The 19,436-nt window shown below is 51.8% G+C and carries 17 protein-coding genes; 15 read left to right on the top strand and 2 right to left on the bottom strand.

Annotated elements, in window-relative coordinates; all coding sequences use genetic code 11:
• Window positions 1-35: 35 nt before the first annotated feature.
• The 8 genes from SIB68_RS02090 (at window position 36) to SIB68_RS02055 (ending at window position 8,356) form a co-directional block, all read left to right on the top strand.
• Entirely contained in the window at window positions 36-725 is a 690-nt protein-coding gene (locus tag SIB68_RS02090; protein ID WP_063400400.1) for a DevA family ABC transporter ATP-binding protein, read from the top strand.
• Between the two features lie 37 nt (window positions 726-762).
• The gene (locus SIB68_RS02085) at window positions 763-918 is read left to right on the top strand and encodes a hypothetical protein (protein WP_011129965.1); all 156 of its coding nucleotides are present in this window, start codon (window positions 763-765) and stop codon (window positions 916-918) included.
• A 101-nt stretch (window positions 919-1,019) separates the two neighbouring features.
• Window positions 1,020-1,952 carry a glycosyltransferase family 2 protein gene (locus SIB68_RS02080; RefSeq protein WP_196757124.1) on the top strand — a complete coding sequence of 311 codons (933 nt, stop codon included), beginning with the start codon at window positions 1,020-1,022 and terminating at the stop codon, window positions 1,950-1,952.
• A 140-nt stretch (window positions 1,953-2,092) separates the two neighbouring features.
• Window positions 2,093-2,812 (top strand): 30S ribosomal protein S2, encoded by a 720-nt coding sequence (gene rpsB, locus SIB68_RS02075; RefSeq protein ID WP_011129963.1) that lies wholly within the window; start codon window positions 2,093-2,095, stop codon window positions 2,810-2,812.
• Window positions 2,813-2,894: 82 nt separating this feature from the next.
• Window positions 2,895-3,551, top strand: coding sequence for a translation elongation factor Ts (tsf, locus tag SIB68_RS02070; protein WP_063400398.1), 657 nt, complete (start codon window positions 2,895-2,897; stop codon window positions 3,549-3,551).
• Window positions 3,552-3,574: 23 nt separating this feature from the next.
• Window positions 3,575-4,786 carry a hypothetical protein gene (locus SIB68_RS02065; RefSeq protein WP_063400397.1) on the top strand — a complete coding sequence of 404 codons (1,212 nt, stop codon included), beginning with the start codon at window positions 3,575-3,577 and terminating at the stop codon, window positions 4,784-4,786.
• Window positions 4,735-7,275: an ATP-dependent DNA helicase RecG gene (recG, locus tag SIB68_RS02060; protein WP_063400396.1), complete on the top strand. Its 2,541-nt coding sequence runs from the start codon at window positions 4,735-4,737 to the stop codon at window positions 7,273-7,275. Before SIB68_RS02065 ends, recG begins: the two co-directional genes overlap by 52 nt.
• A 322-nt stretch (window positions 7,276-7,597) precedes the next feature.
• On the top strand, window positions 7,598-8,356 hold the full coding sequence (locus tag SIB68_RS02055) for a M15 family metallopeptidase (protein WP_196757123.1): 759 nt from the start codon (window positions 7,598-7,600) through the stop codon (window positions 8,354-8,356).
• Here the strand turns inward: SIB68_RS02055 and SIB68_RS02050 are convergent.
• Window positions 8,311-10,107 (bottom strand): NADPH-dependent assimilatory sulfite reductase hemoprotein subunit, encoded by a 1,797-nt coding sequence (locus tag SIB68_RS02050; RefSeq protein WP_063400395.1) that lies wholly within the window; start codon window positions 10,105-10,107, stop codon window positions 8,311-8,313. The genes SIB68_RS02055 and SIB68_RS02050 overlap by 46 nt on opposite strands.
• 96 nt (window positions 10,108-10,203) lie before the next feature.
• Between SIB68_RS02050 and glyS the strand changes: the two genes are divergently transcribed.
• Window positions 10,204-12,369 (top strand): glycine--tRNA ligase subunit beta, encoded by a 2,166-nt coding sequence (gene glyS / locus SIB68_RS02045; protein WP_063400394.1) that lies wholly within the window; start codon window positions 10,204-10,206, stop codon window positions 12,367-12,369.
• Between the two features lie 17 nt (window positions 12,370-12,386).
• Here glyS and chlP read toward each other — a convergent pair whose 3' ends face one another.
• Window positions 12,387-13,793 (bottom strand): geranylgeranyl reductase, encoded by a 1,407-nt coding sequence (gene chlP, locus SIB68_RS02040; protein ID WP_063400393.1) that lies wholly within the window; start codon window positions 13,791-13,793, stop codon window positions 12,387-12,389.
• A 109-nt stretch (window positions 13,794-13,902) separates the two neighbouring features.
• Between chlP and SIB68_RS02035 the strand changes: the two genes are divergently transcribed.
• From SIB68_RS02035 to SIB68_RS02010, 6 genes are all read left to right on the top strand, one after another.
• Window positions 13,903-14,634, top strand: a complete 732-nt coding sequence (locus tag SIB68_RS02035; protein WP_063400392.1) for a M15 family metallopeptidase — start codon at window positions 13,903-13,905, stop codon at window positions 14,632-14,634.
• Window positions 14,635-14,780: 146 nt separating this feature from the next.
• On the top strand, window positions 14,781-16,583 hold the full coding sequence (typA, locus tag SIB68_RS02030) for a translational GTPase TypA (protein ID WP_063400391.1): 1,803 nt from the start codon (window positions 14,781-14,783) through the stop codon (window positions 16,581-16,583).
• A gap of 32 nt (window positions 16,584-16,615) precedes the next feature.
• Complete coding sequence (locus SIB68_RS02025) at window positions 16,616-16,981, top strand: DUF309 domain-containing protein (protein WP_236068963.1); 366 nt, start codon at window positions 16,616-16,618, stop codon at window positions 16,979-16,981.
• 51 nt (window positions 16,982-17,032) lie between these two features.
• Window positions 17,033-17,470, top strand: a complete 438-nt coding sequence (locus SIB68_RS02020; protein WP_063400389.1) for an LptA/OstA family protein — start codon at window positions 17,033-17,035, stop codon at window positions 17,468-17,470.
• Entirely contained in the window at window positions 17,467-18,195 is a 729-nt protein-coding gene (gene lptB, locus SIB68_RS02015) for an LPS export ABC transporter ATP-binding protein (protein ID WP_063400388.1), read from the top strand. The genes SIB68_RS02020 and lptB overlap by 4 nt, the downstream gene beginning before the upstream one ends.
• Window positions 18,192-19,403 carry an LptF/LptG family permease gene (locus SIB68_RS02010; RefSeq protein ID WP_063400387.1) on the top strand — a complete coding sequence of 404 codons (1,212 nt, stop codon included), beginning with the start codon at window positions 18,192-18,194 and terminating at the stop codon, window positions 19,401-19,403. Before lptB ends, SIB68_RS02010 begins: the two co-directional genes overlap by 4 nt.
• Window positions 19,404-19,436 lie beyond the last annotated feature (33 nt).

The raw sequence follows: 19,436 nt of genomic DNA, 5'->3' as shown, positions 1-19,436 counted from the left end.
GTTCTCTTTCAATCATTCGATCAGAAGACATCGCCATGAATGAAAAGCTCATGGTTGAAGTTCAGGGTCTCAGCCACTGGTTTGGCATTGGTGCAATGCGACGTCAGGTTTTGCAGTCCATTTCTCTGCAAATAGCCCCTGGCGAGGTGGTGTTGCTCAACGGGCCTTCAGGCTGTGGCAAAACCACCCTGCTCACTTTGATCGGAGCGCTCCGCACAGTTCAAGAGGGAGATATATGCGTATTCGGCCATCAATTACGTGGATCAGATCGTCGCCTTCGCCAACAGCTTCGATGTCATATCGGAATGATTATTCAGGGCCACAATCTTTTGCGGTGTCTCACAGCTGAACAGAACGTGCAGATGGGAGCTGATTTGTTGCCAAGTCTCTCTTATCGAGCTCGCCGTGATCAGGCTCGCTATTGGTTGCGGGCTGTGGGGCTAGACGATCACCTCAGCAAACTGCCCCATGATCTTTCTGGCGGCCAAAAACAACGAGTCGCAATTGCACGTGCTCTGGCGGCTCGACCTCAGCTCTTGCTAGCCGATGAACCCACAGCAGCCCTGGATAGCGTCACTGGAAGGGAAGTGGTAGAGCTGCTTCAACGATTGGCCCGAGAACAGTCTTGTGCGGTGTTAATGGTGACCCATGATCCCCGCATTGTTGATGTCGCGGATCGATTGGTGCAGATGGAAGATGGTCGCCTGATCTCCTCTCTTCGTTAGGTTGGTTACAGATCTCTAGTTTGGAAGTTTTAACAGCATGGCCAAGCGCAGAAACCTCAAGAAAGAAAAGCAAGAGCGGAATCGCTCCTATGCCCGCAAATTCAAGAAACGCAAGCTACGCAATGACGGCCGAGGTGAGGGAGCTGGTAATGGTGTAACCGGAACTGCCAACAACGGTGGTGCTGCCGACTAATCCCATCGACAGACTTTTTAAATCAACAGATGGGGGCATTAATGGGCCCCCTTTTTTCATGTCTCTAGGCTGTTGCTTGTCAGCAGCAGATGTGGTTGCGAATGTTCGCAAGCGTCGTGATACCCACCTACAACCGTCGATCGATCCTTGAGAAGTGTCTGTTGGCTCTCGAGCAACAACTCCTTTTCTCTGAGCTAGATGGTTATGAGGTGGTCGTGGTGGATGACGGCTCCACGGATGGCACACCGAGCTGGCTGAGGGATGAGGCGTCTCGCTTTCCACATGTGCGCATGTTGGAACAAGAGCATGGGGGCCCGGCAGAGGGGCGTAATCGCGGGGTAGACAATGCCCGAGGTGATCTAATTGTTTTTATCGACAGTGATCTAGTTGTCACCGAATCGTTTCTCGCCTGTCATGCAAGAGCTTTGCGAAAAAGTTGGCAGCAACGCGGTGATCGACTTTCTTTCACCTATGGCGCGGTGATCAACACGGCAAATTTCGAGCAGCCCACTACAGAACCTCACAAATTCCAGGACAACTCATGGGCCTACTTCGCGACAGGCAATGTGGCCATTGATCGTGAGGTGCTTGAACGTTCTGGACTATTCGATACCAATTTCCGTCTGTATGGCTGGGAGGATCTAGAGCTGGGGGAACGACTTCGACAGATGGATGTTCAGTTGGTGAAATGTCCCGAAGCAGTTGGTTATCACTGGCATCCTGCCCTGCGTCTTGAGCAAGTTCCTGACCTAATCAGAGTGGAGCGGGAGCGGGCCAAAATGGGTCTGGTCTTTTATCGCAAGCACCCGACGCGACGGGTGCGTTTCATCATCCAATTCACCTGGCTTCATCGGTTGTTATGGGAGTTGCTTACGCTCGGTGGATTCCTTAATGAGCGCAGCCTCAGACCTTTACTTGGCTGGTTGATTCGCAACGGTCATCAAGGTTTGGCAATGGAGCTCTTGCGTTTACCCCTGAACCGAATCGGGGTACGCGCGCTCTTCAAAGAAGCAGCACTAGCAGGGCTGCACTGAGCTGTCGCTTTGATAAATTTCAATGGTTCTTTCATTCCGCACACCTGTCCGTTTCGGGTGATGAATGAGTCGACACATGCCTTTTGGCTGAATCGTCTCGCATACCTGGCAGGTGGAGGCGAACCCGAAACCTAAAACCTATGGCTGTTGTCACTCTTTCAGAAATGATGGAGGCGGGCGCCCACTTTGGGCATCAAACCCGTCGCTGGAATCCCAAGATGTCGCGCTACATCTACTGTGCGCGTAATGGAGTCCATATCATTGACCTGGTGCAGACCGCGATCTGCATGAACAATGCCTACAAATGGACTCGTTCTTCCGCCCGAAGTGGCAAGCGATTTCTTTTTGTTGGTACCAAAAAGCAGGCCTCTGAGGTGGTGGCGTTGGAAGCCACTCGCTGCGGAGCTTCCTATGTGAATCAACGTTGGCTTGGTGGCATGCTCACCAACTGGACCACGATGAAGGCTCGAATTGATCGATTGAAGGATCTGGAGCGGATGGAATCCAGTGGTGCTATTGCCATGCGACCCAAGAAAGAAGCTTCCGTTTTGCGTCGCGAGCTTGAGCGACTGCAGAAGTACCTCGGTGGTCTCAAAGGGATGAGACGGTTACCTGATGTCGTGGTGTTAGTTGATCAACGCCGTGAAACCAATGCTGTGCTTGAAGCCCGCAAGTTGGACATTCCCTTGGTGTCCATGCTTGATACAAATTGCGATCCTGACCTTTGCGAGGTCCCGATCCCTTGTAATGACGATGCCGTTCGCTCTGTGCAGCTTGTGCTGGGCCGACTGGCTGATGCCATCAACGAAGGCCGTCATGGCACTAATGACCAAAGAGGTGCTGACGACAGCGACGATTGAGTCCATTTACAGCACTAAGTTCTCGCCGCCGTCCTCCTTATCTGGTCGGCTGCATCCCTAATACTCCTCACCCCTATTACCCATGGCGGACGTATCAGCCAAGCTTGTCAAGGACCTGCGCGACAAGACCGGCGCGGGAATGATGGACTGCAAGAAAGCCCTTGCGGAGACTGACGGAGATATGATCAAGGCGAGCGAATGGCTGCGTCAGAAGGGTATTGCCAGTGCAGAGAAGAAATCTTCTCGCATTGCTGCTGAAGGTGCCATTGGTACTTATATCCATACCGGAGCCAGGGTCGGGGTACTTCTGGAGTTGAACTGTGAAACTGATTTTGTTGCTCGTGGTGATTTGTTCCAAGGGCTTTTAAAGGATGTCGCTATGCAAGTGGCGGCCTGCCCGAATGTCGAATACGTGAGCACAGAAGAGATCCCTGTTGATGTCGTTGAAAAGGAAAAATCTATTGAGATGGGTCGCGATGATCTTTCTGGCAAGCCTGAACAGATGAAGGCAAAGATCGTTGAAGGACGAATTGGCAAGCGCCTTAAGGAACTGGTCTTGCTTGAGCAACCCTTTATCCGTGACAGCTCCATGACGGTTGCGGAACTCGTCAAGCAAGTTGCTGGCAAGATTGGAGAGAATATCAAGGTTCGCCGCTTCACCCGATATACCCTTGGGGAGGGGATAGAAGTGGACCAGACTGATTTCGCTACGGAAGTAGCGTCCATGAAAACTGCTTAATTTTGGCTGCGGAGAAGTAGAGATTGCAACGCTTCGAGCCCGATCAGCAGATTGCCTCACTAAAAAAGCAGAGTCAGCGCTTGTCGCTGACTCTGTACCACGATTTAGCTCTTTACCTGCAATTATTACGGAGGGAACTTCTAAATGTTGTCCGTCAAGCCCTGTTCCTGTTGATAACCGATCAGGATCAGAATCGTCTGAGTGGGCTTTCGGACGAGACAAGGGCAGCTTTTCAAGATCAGGTTGAACAATTGGTCTCTCATTGCTGTTCCTTATTGACTGTCGAGCAGTTGATGGATCTGGTTCGCCAGATGGAACGTGAACGCCAGAGAAAGAGCGATCAAAACAGGCGTGAGCTGTTGTTGGCTTTTCGTTCTGAACAGGACTCCATGCAAGAAGCTGAGGGGTCCATTCACCTAAGCCTTGATCCTCCACTAGAGCATCCTGATCCTCTCGGCAGCATGTTGACTTTTGATCATGATCCCCAAAACGCTGTCTTAAGCGCAGGGTTGACTGTTAATGAGGCTGTCGATGAGCCTGATTTAGGCAAGGATGATCAAGCTCAGATTGACTCTCAGGATTTGGAGCTGGCGTCAGAGGACTCAGAACCGAGTGGCGGGCAGAAGGGTGATCTTGATGTGCTTCGCTCTCTCTTTGTCATGGCTGGCGAGACCATGGCTACAGATAATGTCTTGACCAGTGAATTCAGCGATTTGCAGCCTGGTGACAGCACCCAGCTTGACAATGGTCTTGATGAGGAGCAGGTTTTTTTGCCCGTGAGTCCCCTTGAACTAGCACGTTGGCTGGAATCTCTTGATCGTGCTCTCGCTCGTAGATTGCGCAATCTTTCCCACGCTCTCAACGTGGAAATGTTGCGAGCCGGAATTGTCAACAGCCTCTTACCAATCAGCTTGCTTGATGCTGTTTTGAATGGTCAGTTGGAATCTGAACCTGTGGCATCCAATTTGCTGAGATTGCGCTTACCGGTATCAACCAATCCAATGGTCTTAGAGGGCATGGAGATCATTTGCGTTCTTCTGCGCCCATCCGAATTGGAGTTTGACGACCCGCGTTTGCGACGTTGTCGGGCTCAACTCAAGCGACATCGCCGTACCTTGCTCAAAATGGTTCGACAACAGCGGCACTGGCAACGTCGCGCCATTGCTCAGGAGGTAAAGCAACAGTGGTGGCAGAGCCCTTCCGCCAATCCTCCAACCAGTCCACCCAAGGCCTGAGTAAGGATCAGTTGCAGCATCTACTCAGCTGGATGCGCATTCTGCAGCAAGCGTTAACCCTGGAGGCTGAGAACGGTTTTAAGAATCTTGAGGGGCGACAGGAGAATTTTCATGCATTCTTGGTGCGTCAGTTAGCAGAACCACCCTCTGGATTGCTGCCTACTAAAAGTCAGGCTCGTCTCAGCCAGCTAGCTGAAGCCTTTGCGAGTTATCCAGACAGCTCTGAATCGGCGCGACGTCGATTGGTGACCGACTCAAGACAGCTTTTACATGGCATTCGCCAGGAATTAGAACCACCAGCGCCAATAGGCCCTCCCAGGCTCAAGCAGGGGGGAGCTGAAAAGCAGCGGCAGATGCCTTTACCTAGTGGGAACCGCTCTCTGAAGTTGGAAAGCCCACTGTCAGAGGTGAAAGGAATCGGCCCAAAACTTGCTGAACGCTTAGCCGGGCTTGGATTACTGCTCGTAAAAGATTTGCTGCAGTACTACCCCAGGGACTATGTGGATTATTCCTCGCTGCGGCGTATCCAGGCCCTAGAGGCAGGGGAGGCGGCCACGATTGTGGCCACAGTGAGGCGTTGTCATGGCTTCACCAGTCCACGCAACCCAAATTTGTCCATTCTTGAGCTGCAGCTGCAAGACCCAACTGGTCGGCTCAAAGTGAGGAGATTTTTCGCTGGTCGGCGTTTCAGCAGCCCTGCTTACCTCAAAAGCCAGTCTCGCCTTTACCCGCCTGGAGTCACTGTGGCCGTAAGTGGATTGGTCAAAGGGGGTCCTTACGGCATGAGTTTTCAAGACCCTTTGATTGAGGTCATGGAGAGTCCGCATTCGCCGTTGCAGTCGCAAAGCATTGGCCGGTTGTTGCCTGTGTATGCCCTCACTGAAGGCCTTACGGCTGACCGCTTTCGTGATCTGGTACGGCAGATTTTACCTTTGGCAGCAAGTTGGCCTGAATCCCTGCCTGAACCACGTCGTCAGGCATTGCGTTTACCCAGCAGAAGCGATGCCTTGATCGCAATTCATCATCCAGTCGATCAGCACACATTGCAGTCTGCTCGACGCAGATTGGTCTTTGACGAGTTTCTTCTATTGCAATTGGGGTTGCTCAAACGGCGAGCAGAGCTGCGCAGTTGTTCTGCTCCTGTATTGCAGACGGCAGGGCAGCGAGATGGCCTTGTCTCTCGCTTCCTGGAACTTTTGCCATTCCCTCTCACAGGAGCTCAGCAGCGTGTGTTGAGGGAGATCGAAGCTGACCTGGTGCTCTCGGAACCAATGGCGCGCCTCATTCAGGGAGATGTTGGTAGTGGCAAGACGGTTGTCGCCATAGCAGCCCTGCTCACAGCGGTAGAGGCCGGCTGGCAAGGCGCTTTCATGGCACCCACTGAGGTCCTTGCCGAGCAGCACTACCGCACATTGTGTTGTTGGTTGCCTCAGTTGCATGTCAGCGTCGAGTTGCTTACGGGGGCAACCACTCGTATACGTCGCCGTCAGATCCTTGATGATCTCGTCAATGGATCCTTGAAAATACTGGTAGGCACCCATGCATTAATCGAAGATCCTGTTGCCTTTTCAAGACTGGGGCTGGTGGTGGTTGACGAACAGCATCGCTTTGGAGTGAAGCAGCGCAACAGATTGTTGAACAAGGGGCTTCAGCCTCATCTTTTGACCATGACAGCAACACCCATTCCTCGCACACTGGCACTTTCGCTGCATGGGGATTTGGATGTGAGTCAGATCGATGAATTACCTCCCGGTCGTACCCCCATTCAAACTCAGATGATTAGGGGCTGCGACCGCGATCAGGCCTATCAACTCATCCGAGATCAAGTGTCTCGTGGCCAGCGCGCTTATGTGGTGTTACCTCTGATCGAGGACTCCGAGAAACTTGATCTGCGTTCAGCAGTTAAGGTTCACACCCATTTATCAGAGCAGGTATTTGCCGAGTTCACGGTTGGATTACTGCATGGACGTTTGAGTAGCTCAGAGAAGCAGGGCGTGATTCAATCCTTCGCAGCGGGTGATTGCCAGGTGCTGGTCTCTACCACTGTGGTGGAGGTAGGCGTGGATGTACCTCAAGCAAGTGTGATGGTGATCGACCACGCGGATCGCTTTGGTCTAGCCCAATTGCATCAACTGCGAGGTCGTGTGGGACGTGGCGCAGCGGCGTCCCATTGCGTACTGATCAATGACAGCACAAACCCATTAGCAAGGCAGCGACTTGAAGTCCTTGTGCGCTCCAGTGATGGCTTTGAGATTGCTGAGATTGACTTACGCTTGCGAGGGCCAGGGCAGGTACTTGGCACAAAACAGTCTGGATTGCCTGATTTGGCCCTGGCCAGCCTGGCGGATGATGGGGCCGTGCTTGAAGAGGCTCGTGATGAGGCTCAAAGACTGCTCAGCGAAGATCCAAACCTGACTGACCACTCTCGGCTCAAGGAGTTGCTGGAGGCACAGTGGCAGCACATAAGTGGAACAGCCCACCTGAATTGAGTCCATTGTTTTTCCACACACTTGAGACTCGTTTGAGTCTTAATACTCAGAAATCACGAGTCGATGTACCTTCTGCTACATCGATTGCCGGCCTAGCTTCTGCTGCAGTCATTGTCGTTAGTGCCTAAATTTTGGGGCTAGTACCGCAAAGGCACTGTGCTGCAAGAGATCTCACTGAATAGCTGGCAGTAATTTTTTGATTGTTTGATTTTCAACTGTTTGTCAAGGTTTTACTTGCTTGATGTTGGTTCGCTGTACCAATTTCCAATCTCGCAGCATCAACGAGATTTGCTTTGTGGAAAACTAGGTTATCGCTGTGGAAATGTTGTCGGCGCGAACTTTTTTCCGGCTGCGCCCTTGGAGTGATAGGCCCATTCGTGATTGCGGGGAGTCCATCAATCAAATCCCTCTTTCGTTGCATCGATTGGAGCCACATCCCTATGCATCCTTAGGTGCCCCCTATGGTGTAGAGGCTGATCCCTTTCGGCTGCGTCAGGGTGTGGTTGATCGTCTGCTGAGGGCTCAAGATGAGCTGCAGCAAAAGCATCCAGAACTTTGCCTTGCCATTTTTGATGCCTGGCGACCGATTCCTGTTCAGGCTTTTATGGTCGAACATGCCATCGCTAAGGAATGCCGCAAACGCAAACTGAAGCGCGATGACCATAGTCAGGCCGAGGAGCTGCAAAGGGTCATGGATGATGTTGGCAGGTTTTGGGCTCCGCCCAGCCTCGATCCTTGTACTCCACCTCCTCATAGCACTGGAGCTGCCGTGGATCTCACCCTTGCGGATAGCCAGGGAACAGCTCTGAATATGGGTGGCGAGATCGATGCTATTGGCAGCATTTCAGAACCGGATCACTACCGCGAAGCTGCGAAGGATCAACCTCAATCAGAGGCTTACCTCTGGCACAACAGGCGCCAAGCTTTAGCTGAGGCCATGGATAAAGCTGGGTTTTCTCAGCACCCGAATGAGTGGTGGCATTTCAGCTATGGAGATCAACTCTGGGCGTGGAGAACGGGTGTCGCTGAAGCAATCTATGGAGCCTGGCCATTACCAGACAGCAAACTAAGGACGGCTTGATCGCCAAGTTTGTTGACATGATCTCCGAGGCTGCGTCGACCACCAGCTTGCTTCCAGCTCAGCAATAGGGGCTCAAGTGTGCTCTCGAGTTGATCAAGGGGCATCCGTTGTAGATAGGGTTTGGCAAGACGTTGCAGGTTTGGGGTGCCTCCCAGCCAGAGTTGATATTGATCGACACCACTTCCCACTAGAGCAAGCTCGGCCATATAAGGCCGAGCGCATCCATTGGGACAACCTGTCATGCGGATCAGGATCGATTTAGTAATTTCAAGACGTCGCAGCTGAGCATCAATTCGCTCAAGCAAGGCAGGCAGGGTTCTCTCTGCTTCGGTTACCGCCAGACCACATAAGGGCAACGCAGGGCAAGCCATTGCATGCCGTGCCAGCATCGCAGGAGCCTCTGGGGCGCGGATGCCTAGAGCGGCTAGACCTTTGCGCACACTAGATCGTTGTGACGTCCCGATATTGCAGAGCAATAGATCCTGATTCGGTGTTAGGCGAATTTCAAGTTGAAAGGTCTCCACCAGTTGGCGGAGTCCTTTCTTTAAATCTCCTTCCAAGCGACCAGAAAGCAGTGGCAAACCAACAAACCATTGGCCAACGCTTTGCTGATGCCAGCCCAGATAGTCCTCAAGTTTGCTCTTTGGTTCAGGCCTTAACGCTTTGATTGGATGTAGGAAGTATTTGCTCTTGAGTTCCTGTTTAAACCAGCTGATCCCCTGATCATTGAGAAGATATTTCATGCGGGCATGACGCCTTGTCTTTCGGTCTCCGTAGTCGCGTTGCAAGGCCAAAATCGACTGCACCAAATCCAATACATGCTCTGCAGCCACATAGCCAAGAGGATCAGCTGTGCGGGCGAATGTCTGTTCATTGTTATGGGTTCGACCCATGCCGCCACCCACATAGACATTGCAACCCTTGATTTCACCGTTTGCAGCAGTAAAGACAACTAGACCGATGTCATTGGTAAGTAAATCAACTGAGTTATCGCCTGGCACGGTGACGGCGCACTTAAATTTGCGCGGCAAGTAGGTCTTGCCATAGAGAGGTTCCTTGGCATCTCCACTGAATACGTTGCCCTGATGCTGGCGGGTACGAACTTTTTTTACTCGCCTGGAGGGGCGGATGCGGTAGGTCGCACTTCCATTCACCCATAGGTCCAGATAGGACCCCTCCGCTGCCGTTGGGCTGAGAACATCAGCGATTTCATTGGCAAGTTGTCGAGCAGCTGGATAACCACCTTTCTCATAGGGAGCTGCTGGTGCCATAACGTTGCGAGTGATATCACCACAAGCCGCCAGAGTTGATCCCATTGATCGGATGATTGTGCTGATAACTTCCCGCAGGTCATCCTTGCGGACCCCATGAATCTGGAACGCCTGGCGTGTAGTGGCCCGCAGGCTCCCATTGCCAAGGCGATTGGACAGATCATCTAAGGCTAAAAACAGTGCTGGTGGAATGCGTCCGCCAGGGCTGCGCAGACGCAGCATCATTTGCCAATCCTTACCCGCACCTTTATGGCGGTTATCTCGGTTGTCCTGTTGATAGCTTCCGTGGAATTTGAGCAGCTGAACGGCGTCGTTGCTGAAGTGATCACTGCTGTTCTCAAGTTCAGCAGCCAGGGGGTCTAGTAAGTAGCAGCTGTCAGCCTTGAATTGTTCAAATTTGCTCAGCTCTGCTCCACTGGCGAGACAAGCTGCGAAGTTGAGATCTGCCGCTTGGCCAGATGTTGTCTGCCCTTCGGTCACGGCGTCAAAATTTTCCTAATACACCGTAGCGAAATGCACACGACCTGTTGAGCTGCTCCCTTCAATACAGTTGGGCGGTCTTGATTGCTCGCCTCCGTGTCGACCCTTCTAGTGGAGATTGGGACTGAGGAGCTGCCAGCTGATTTTGCCCGGCTTGCCTTACCCCAACTGGAGCAGATGGTAAGTCGTGACTTGCAAGGTCTACGTCTTAGCTACGGAATGATCCAATGCACGAGTACGCCAAGGCGACTTGTCGTGTTGGTTGAAAACTTGGCCAGCGCTACTGCTGATCTAGAGGAAGTACGCAAGGGTCCACCGGCTGGCCAAGCTTTCAAAAATGGTGTACCAACCCAGGCAGCCGCTGGCTTTGCCAAACGCTGTGGGCTGAAACCAGAGGATCTCGAGATTCGGGAGACCCCGAAGGGACCTTTTGTGTTTGCAACCGTGCTTGAGCATGGGCGTTCTGCAATGGAACTACTAACAGACCAGATCCCTGAGTGGATAGGTAGCCTTCAAGGTCGACGTTTCATGCGCTGGGGCGAAGGTGAAAGGCGTTTTTCTCGTCCGATTCGTTGGCTTGTGGCCCTGCTCGATGAGCAGATCATCCCTGTTTGCCTTGACGGCAGCGACCCAGAGATTTGTGCAGCGAACCTGAGTCGGGGCCATCGACTTCACGATCAAGCTGTCATCATTCCTTCTGCAGACCGTTACGTACAAACCCTCGCCAAGGTTGGTGTAGAGGTCGATCGGCAAAAACGTGGCACCTTGATCCGTCATGCAATTGATACGGCTGCTGCTGGTCTTGAAGCATGCCCTGATTGTCCTGATGATCTTCTCGAAGAGCTCACCGACCTAGTGGAAGCACCTCTGCTTTTAGAGGGAGCCTTCGCTGAGTCATATCTAGATCTACCCGCTGAAGTGCTCAGCACAGTGATGAGAGTGCATCAGCGCTATGTGCCCCTTTACCGTCTTGATGCTGTCAATGACCCTCTTGCTCTCGATGCCAAGAGCAGTCTTCTGCCCAGATTCCTTTGCATCAGCAATGGGCTCGCGAAGGCAAGCGATCCTGTAAGACGGGGCAATGAGCGGGTGCTCAAAGCCAGGCTGGCTGATGCAGAATTCTTTGTCGAGGCCGATCGCTCTTTAGCCAGCATCGAGCGGCGCAAAAAGCTAGCGCATGTGACCTTTGCCGAGGGCCTTGGTTCTCTGCTCGATCGAGTTGAGCGCATGGAATGGCTCACTGATGTGCTTGTTGAGCTGCTGGATCTTTCTGCTGAAATTTCTATACAAGTGTGTCGAGCCGTCCATCTCTGTAAACACGATCTGGTTAGTCAGATGGTGGGCGAATTTCCCGAGCTACAAGGCGTAATGGGAGCGAAATATTTGTTAGCGGAAGGAGAGCCTCGAGAAGTAGCCCTTGCCGTTTTGGAGCATTACCTGCCACGTGGGGCAGGGGATGCTTTGCCCGAGTCAGGAGCGGGAGCAGTGCTTGCACTCGCCGAACGCCTGGAATTGCTGCTCAGCATCTATGCCAAGGGTGACCGTCCTAGTGGCTCCTCGGACCCCTATGCCTTGCGCAGGGCCGGCAACGGTCTTTTGCAAATCCTTTGGTCGAAGGGTTGGCGGCTGAATCTGCTCGCCTTATTGCAACGAGCGACGAACCATTGGAGCAAGCTCCTACCGCATCTCAAGGTCACACCATCCACCTTGGCGGCTGAGCTGGGTGAGTTTCTTCGCCAGCGGATGCTCAGCCTGCTGGAGGAGGCAGGAACCGATAGTGATCTAGCTCAGGCGGTTGCTGGTGAAACAGTTTTGATCGATCGTCTTCTTTCTGACCCTGCAGATGCGCGACTGCGAGTGGATCTGCTCGTGAGGATGCGCCGCACGGGTAAGTTGCTGGCGGTTCAGGCTGTTGTTACCAGAGCGGCACGCTTAGCAGAGAAAGGGGACCTACCAGCAACCGTACTGAGTGCGGCTGAGGTCGTTGATCCTGGTTTGTTTGAAAAGCCTAGTGAGTTGGAGATGTTGAAGGTGCTCGAGGCTCTTGAACCAATCACCAAGGATTCCTCAAGTGAACGCTACCGCCATTTAGCAGATGGCCTGATTGCTGGCTCGGAAGCTCTCGCAGCTTTTTTTGATGGTGATCAGAGTGTGATGGTCATGAGTGAAGATCTCGCTGTACGCGCAAACCGTCTCAATCTGCTTAGCCTTTTGCGCAACCAAGCTGGTGTGCTGGCCGATTTCAGCCAAATCAGCGGCTAAAAGTGGTTATTTCTGGCTTAGGATTTGTTTGAAACAGCAGGGTCACGTTCTCCTTGTTCTGATGCCAAATTTTGCTTAGAGGCATCTTTGTTGTTGTCTACCTTGATACCGCCGGTGATGGTTTTGATCTCCAGCATGGCATTCACTTCTTCGTCGCTACGCACAGCACTGGGAACAGGTTTATAGCTTGTTTGATTACGGAAAATTCCCCGTGCGAGTGCATCCACAGTTAGCAGTGTGAGTTTGATCTGTTGCCATGGATTCATCGCAACAACTTTTTTGTAGAGGTAACTATCGAAGGTGAGGCGTTGCACATCCATGTCATCGCACATGGCGACAAAGGCTTCTCTGGCAGTGTCATTCGAGTAAAAGATTGCTTGGAGTATTGACAGAACGATGTAAGTAGAACCGTATTTACGATCCCACTTTTTCAGATATTTCTTGAGATCAGCTTCGGAGGGGATTAATTCACCAGACCGACTCGATTCCACGATCTGTTCAGCACACATGCGGCCACTTTTGGCAGCAAAGTAGATGCCTTCGCCAGAGCTTTTGGTGACGTAGCCCGCTGCATCTCCAACAAGGGCCATGCGGCCAACAACCCTGCGTGGACGAGGATGCTCAGGAATCGGGTGGGCTTCAACTTTGATCACTTCTCCATGAACAAGTCTTTTCTTAGCCCGTTCGCGTACTCCTTTTTGCAAGCTTTTTATTAAGGTCTGATTTTTCTGCATGGTGCCTGTGCCAACGGCAACGTGGTCGTACTTGGGGAACACCCAACCGTAAAAATCTGGTGACACATCAGTGCCTACATACATTTCAGCAAGATCTTCGTAGTAAGCCATTTCTTCATTTGGCAGCTTGATGCGCTCTTGGAATGCAATGGCCACGTTGTAGTCACCGGCATCCATGGCTGTTGCTACACGGCTGTTGGCTCCATCAGCGCCAATAATGAGGTCAACCTCGAGGCTTTTGGCTTCACCAGTGGATTTACCAGTTGAATAGTCGGAATAGGTGATTGTGTATGGACCTTGACGATTAGAGCCAGTATCGATTTTGGTAACGAGTCCATTAATCAAGTTAGTTCCGAGGCTGGCGGCGCGATCTCGCATAAAGGCATCCATGACCTCTCTGCGGCACATACCGATGTATTCACTCTTGTCGTCTGGGCTGTAAACCTTGTCCAGAGTGATATCCACCTCACGGTTTGATGGAGAGATCATTCTCATATTGCGAACCTTGCGGTCGATGATCGACTCGGGCAGGTCGAATTCATCCACCATGCAAAGAGGAATCGCTCCACCACAAGGCTTGGCGTTATCGAGTTTGCGTTCGAATAGCCAGGTCTGGATACCTGCTTTGGCAAGAACTTCTGCGGCGCAGGATCCACTTGGACCACCACCGACAACGGCAACACGCAGCATGTTCAGATCCGCTCCGCGGAATCACTTAAGTAAAACTTACTTCCCTGAAAGAGATTTTGGGGCCCCCTGGCGCCCCCCCTTACGATCTATATAACTCTGCATCAACTTCGTGGCTCGAGCAATCAACGCTCGACGCATCAGCCGAGATGACATTCCCGTTGCTCGTCGGTCGCGTCCTCAGAGACGGGCAAGGGGTGGTTCATTGGGATTATTGGTGGCTTGTTTGATGGTGTTGGGAGGTTCCATTACAGCTGTGTTGTTCGGCCCGTGGCTATTTGCTGGGCTTTTGGGTCCAGCTCCTGTTGAGGGCATTCAGGATCGTCCTACTGCTGACGGACGTCTGCTCGGACATTTCCCTTATCCAGAAGCCTCAGTACAGGATCGAATTCTCATGCAGCCTGGGATTGAGCTTCATCACGAAGCCGCTGATGCATTGAGTTCCATGCGTGCTGCGGCTTCAGCAGATGGTGTTGATTTGAGGCTGTTGAGTGGCTACCGCTCTCACGACCTACAAGAGCGAATCTTTTTTGATATCAAATCTGACCGGAACCAGACAGCAGCCGAACGGGCCAAGGTCTCTGCACCTCCAGGGTATTCCGAACACAGCACTGGCTATGCCATTGATCTTGGTGACGGGACGATTCCTGAAGCGAATCTGTCTGAAAGCTTCGAAGCCACGAGGGCGTTCCGCTGGCTACAGGATCATGCTGCTAGTTATCACTTTGTCCTTTCCTTTCCCCTTGATAACCCACAGGGGGTGACTTATGAGCCTTGGCATTGGCGATTTGAGGGTTCAGCTTCTGCTCTGAGACTCTTTGAATCGGCTCATCAACTGGAATGAATGAAATGAAGAAGTTTTTTTTCGGTCTTAGAAGTTTTGATTAGCTAGCGGAAGGGGCCTAGAAGTTAAGTCGAATCTCAAATTGAGATATCCTTCCGCCACTACGCCTGTGTGCGTTTCCTTTTCCGTTTGAAAGTCTCTGACCCATGAGTGCCCAGGCCAAGGCGATCCGCAACATTGCAATTATCGCTCACGTGGATCACGGCAAAACAACCTTGGTGGATGCCCTGCTCTCTCAGTCCGGGATCTTCCGAGACAACGAGGCTGTACCCACATGTGTCATGGACTCCAATGATTTGGAAAGGGAACGGGGCATTACGATCCTTTCAAAGAACACGGCCGTTACCTACGACGAGACGCGGATCAACATTGTTGATACCCCTGGGCATGCCGATTTTGGCGGTGAAGTTGAGCGGGTGCTTGGCATGGTTGATGGCTGTTTGCTGATCGTTGACGCCAACGAGGGGCCTATGCCACAGACGCGTTTCGTGCTCAAGAAGGCGCTTGAGCAGGGATTGAGGCCGATTGTGTTCGTAAACAAGATTGATCGTGCGCGGGTGGATCCTGAAACCGCTGTCAACAAGGTGCTCGATCTGTTTGTTGAACTCGGTGCAGATGATGACCAATGTGATTTCCCGTACTTGTTCGGCAGTGGAATGGGTGGTTTTGCCAAGCCGGATATGGCAACTGAAAGTCAAACAATGAAGCCACTATTTGATGCCATCCTGCGTCATGTTCCACCACCTGTTGGAGATGAGAACAAGCCTCTTCAGCTACAGATAACTACTCTCGATTATTCAGACTTCCTGGGCAGGATTGTGATTGGTCGGGTCCATAACGGGGTTATCCGTAATGGTCAGAGTGCTTCGTTGATTAAGGATGATGGCAGCATTAAACGTGGCCGAATTAGCAAACTACTCGGTTTCGAAGGATTGCAACGGATTGAGATACAAGAAGCCGGAGCTGGAGATCTCGTTGCTTTAGCCGGTTTCGATCAAGTCAATATTGGCGAGACAATTGCCTGTCCAGATGAACCAAAGGCTTTACCTCTAATCAAGGTGGATGAACCCACTTTGCAGATGACATTTGTCGTCAATGATTCACCCTTTGCTGGCAAAGAAGGCAAGTTCGTCACTAGCCGGCAGCTGCGAGATCGTTTACGCAAGGAATTACTCACCAATGTTGCCCTACGGGTTGAGGACACTGATTCCCCTGATCGTTTTGCGGTTAGCGGACGTGGTGAGCTACACCTGGGCATCCTGATTGAGACCATGCGCCGCGAGGGTTTTGAGTTTCAGGTAACCCAGCCTCAGGTGATCTTCCGAACGATTGACGGCACTCCTTGTGAGCCAGTTGAGACCTTGGTCATGGATGTACCAGAGGCAGCAGTTGGCTCCTGCATTGAGAAGTTGGGTGTGCGTCGGGGTGAAATGCAGAATATGGAAACCGGTAACGACGGTCGCACCCAGCTTGAATTTGTTGTTCCTTCTCGAGGGTTGATCGGTTTTCGTGGTGAGTTTGTACGTGCTACCAGGGGGGAAGGAATTATGAGCCACTCTTTTTTTGAATATCGCCCAATGTTGGGTGAGTTTGATGCTCGTCGGAATGGTGTTCTGATTGCTTTTGAGCAGGGCACTGCGACCTTCTACGCACTCAAGAATGCTGAGGGTCGAGGTCAGTTCTTCATCTCTCCAGGTGTCAAGGTTTATAAGGGGATGATCGTTGGCGAAAACAATCGACCTCAGGATCTGGAGTTAAACGTTTGCAAGGCCAAACAACTCACAAATATGCGCTCTGCTGGTGCAGAAGAACTCGACACCTTGCAGACACCTGTTCAGATGACCCTTGAACGTGCTCTTGAGTACATCGGTCCAGACGAGATGCTTGAGGTCACCCCAGAGTCCATTCGCTTGCGCAAGCTGCCTGCCAAGAAGATGGCCAAACGCTAAAGCTCTTGATAGAGAGATTCCAGCCTACTGATGTGATCAATGATCCACGTTTTCAACTAGCCGTGGAGCTTTTTAATCAGGCCGATTGGTACCCGGCTCATGATGCCTTTGAGGAGCTTTGGCATGAGACATCCGGTCAAGCACGCCAGACAATCCAAGGGGTACTTCAGGTTGCTGTTGCCCAACTTCACTTGCAGCGCGGAAATCGTCGCGGGGCAACCCTTCTTTATGGTGAAGGCCTCGGGCGTCTAAAAGCTGTAGGAACTCCAAACCTGGGTCTTGACCTTGATCAACTCTGCATCTGTGTGGAGAATCGCTTGCAACGGCTTCAGCAGGGACAGGATCCCGACGATTGCACTGTCCCAGGCCTGATCTATGACAGCTCAGTTCCTGAGTAAATTAACCATAAACATTTTGATTGTTCCGCTTTGGCTGCTCTTGTTCAAGTCATGACAAGGAGTTTGCAAGTTCATCTCGCCATAGCGACAGCGTTGGTTGGAATATCTACCCCTGCGGCTTTAAGCCAGGAGGGCAGCCCTTCTGCTCCGATAGAAGATGGCGGATTGATCACGATCGAATCAGATATCCAAAACGCAGACAGCGTCACAGGGGTTTTCACCGCCATCGGCAACGTTCGCATCGTTTATCCAGCCCGAGGCATCGTTGCTACCTCTAGACAGGCTCAGTACTTCAGCAAAGAAGATCGTGTGGTCCTTACCGGAGATGTTGATGTGATTCGGGATGGGGAAAATTCCATGCAGGCTGAGCGAGTTGTTTATCTACTCGAAGAGGAGCAAGCGGTAGCAGACCCACGCACTGGTGCTCAAGTGTTCACTTCTGTGCAACTTAATTCCAACAAACAGGCAGAGGCACCTTTGGCCCAATGAGTCTTTGTTTAGAGCAGGTGGCGCTCACCGTGGCAGGGCGTCACCTGGTAAAAGATGTCTCCTTGCGCCTTGATCCAGGCGAAGTTGTTGGCTTACTCGGTCCCAATGGGGCCGGCAAGACAACAACGTTCAATCTTGTAATCGGTTTGTTGCGTCCTGATTATGGGCAGGTGCAACTTGATAGGCAGCCAGTGGCGGATTTACCGATGCCCAATCGAGTTCGTCTAGGTATCGGTTATCTCCCTCAGGAACCAAGTGTGTTCCGACAGCTCAGCGTGCGACAAAACCTTGAGCTTGCGCTCTCTCAAAGTCATTTAACAACTCATCAGCGTCGGGAGCGTCTCGAGCAGTTGGTTGAAGACTTTCATCTCAACTTGTTCTTGGACCGTCGTGGCTATCAGCTTTCCGGTGGCGAACGACGTCGCTGCGAGGTAGCACGTGCCTTGGCGGTAGGTCTAGAAGGTCCCACCTACCTCTTGCTTGATGAACCCTTCGCAGGTGTTGACCCCATGGCAGTGGCAGACCTCCAGGTTTTGATTCATACCCTCCGTGAGCGTGGCATGGGCATCCTGATCACTGATCACAATGTCCGTGAAACCCTTGCCATCACTGACCGCTCTTACATTCTTACGGAAGGCAGCATTCTTGCTTCAGGCCGTTCTGAAGAAGTGGCAAACAACCCCTTGGTGCGGCGTCACTATCTCGGGGAGGGTTTTCAGCTTTGAGCAAATGGCGCCTTGGAAAGTTGAAAGACGTTGATTCTTGGCCTTGGAAGTGGTGGCGCTGGGCTTCGTCCAAGTGGAGGCTGATCCCGCTGCTGGATCGATGGCTTTTAGGTGAGTTGATACCCGTATTGCTGTTTGCCATAGCGGCCTTCACGGTGGTTTCCGTCTCAGTGGGGGTGATGTTTGATTTGGTGCGCAAGATTGTTGAGTTTGGACTGCCTCTGCATTTTGCATTGCAGGTTTTTAGCTTGAAATTACCTTTCTTTCTGGTGATTTCTTTTCCGATGGCCACATTGTTGGCCACATTGTTGGCTTATAGCCGTCTTTCTTCTAACAGCGAATTCACGGCTTTGCGCAGCCTCGGTGTAAGCACCAGACGAATCGTTGCTCCAGCATTGGCATTGGCATTATTGATGACAGGGCTAACTTTTATCTTCAATGATATCATTGTCCCAAGAACAAATAGTAGTGCTGAGGTGACGATAAAGCGTGCTCTTGGCAAAGCCATTGCTACAGAGAAAGGCAAACATGTTGTTTATTCCCGATTCGGAACGATTACTGGTGCAAAAGCTGAAGAATGGAATCAAGGGCTTTCTCAGTTGTTTTATGCAAGGGAATTCCTCAAGGGAGAAATGGAGGATGTCACAGTGCTTGATTTATCTCGTCTTGGTTTTACTCAGATGTTGAAGGCCGAGCGGGCTATTTGGAATGAGCAGGAGGCGATGTGGGAATTTTTTAACGGCAATATCCTTACTCTCACACCAAGTGGGAGTACCACTTCAGTTGCATTTGATCGCTATCTCTACCCCCTAACATCAGGTCCAATTCGTGTAGCCAAACTCCCTAAAGATGCCAACAACATGACTGTTGCACAGGCAATGGAGGCTGCAAGTATTTACACCGAAGCTGGTAACCGTAAAGAGGCAAGGCGCTTGAAAGTGCGTATCCAAGAAAAATTCACTTTCCCGATGTCCTGCCTGGTGTTTGGCCTGATTGGCAGCAGCCTTGGTGCAAAACCTAATTCTCGGACCAGCCGGACCCAGGGATTTGGCATCAGTCTCTTATTAATTCTTGCTTATTACACGCTTAGCTTCAGCTTCAGTTCTCTAGGCGTTACGGGCACTTTGACACCGATGTTGGCCGCGTGGGTCCCTGTTTTTATCTCTTTGGCAGGTGGCGGTCTGTTGCTGCGTCAGGCCAGTCGTTGAACTGCAGCTGCAGAATAAGAGAGTTGTCGCAGG

Source organism: Prochlorococcus sp. MIT 1323, from assembly GCF_047304905.1.
Classification (GTDB): Bacteria; Cyanobacteriota; Cyanobacteriia; order PCC-6307; family Cyanobiaceae; genus Prochlorococcus; species Prochlorococcus marinus_D.
The sequence above is the reverse complement of the archived record's forward strand: the minus strand, read 5'-3'. Positions and strand labels throughout refer to the sequence as shown.

Coding starts and splice junctions, on each gene's coding strand:
- SIB68_RS02090 (WP_063400400.1), top strand. CDS start 36: ATGAATGAAAAGCTCATGGTTGAAGTTCAGGGTCTCAGCCACTGGTTT.
- SIB68_RS02085 (WP_011129965.1), top strand. CDS start 763: ATGGCCAAGCGCAGAAACCTCAAGAAAGAAAAGCAAGAGCGGAATCGC.
- SIB68_RS02080 (WP_196757124.1), top strand. CDS start 1,020: ATGTTCGCAAGCGTCGTGATACCCACCTACAACCGTCGATCGATCCTT.
- rpsB (WP_011129963.1), top strand. CDS start 2,093: ATGGCTGTTGTCACTCTTTCAGAAATGATGGAGGCGGGCGCCCACTTT.
- tsf (WP_063400398.1), top strand. CDS start 2,895: ATGGCGGACGTATCAGCCAAGCTTGTCAAGGACCTGCGCGACAAGACC.
- SIB68_RS02055 (WP_196757123.1), top strand. CDS start 7,598: ATGTTGTCGGCGCGAACTTTTTTCCGGCTGCGCCCTTGGAGTGATAGG.
- chlP (WP_063400393.1), bottom strand. CDS start 13,793: ATGCTGCGTGTTGCCGTTGTCGGTGGTGGTCCAAGTGGATCCTGCGCC.
- typA (WP_063400391.1), top strand. CDS start 14,781: ATGAGTGCCCAGGCCAAGGCGATCCGCAACATTGCAATTATCGCTCAC.
- SIB68_RS02020 (WP_063400389.1), top strand. CDS start 17,033: ATGACAAGGAGTTTGCAAGTTCATCTCGCCATAGCGACAGCGTTGGTT.
- lptB (WP_063400388.1), top strand. CDS start 17,467: ATGAGTCTTTGTTTAGAGCAGGTGGCGCTCACCGTGGCAGGGCGTCAC.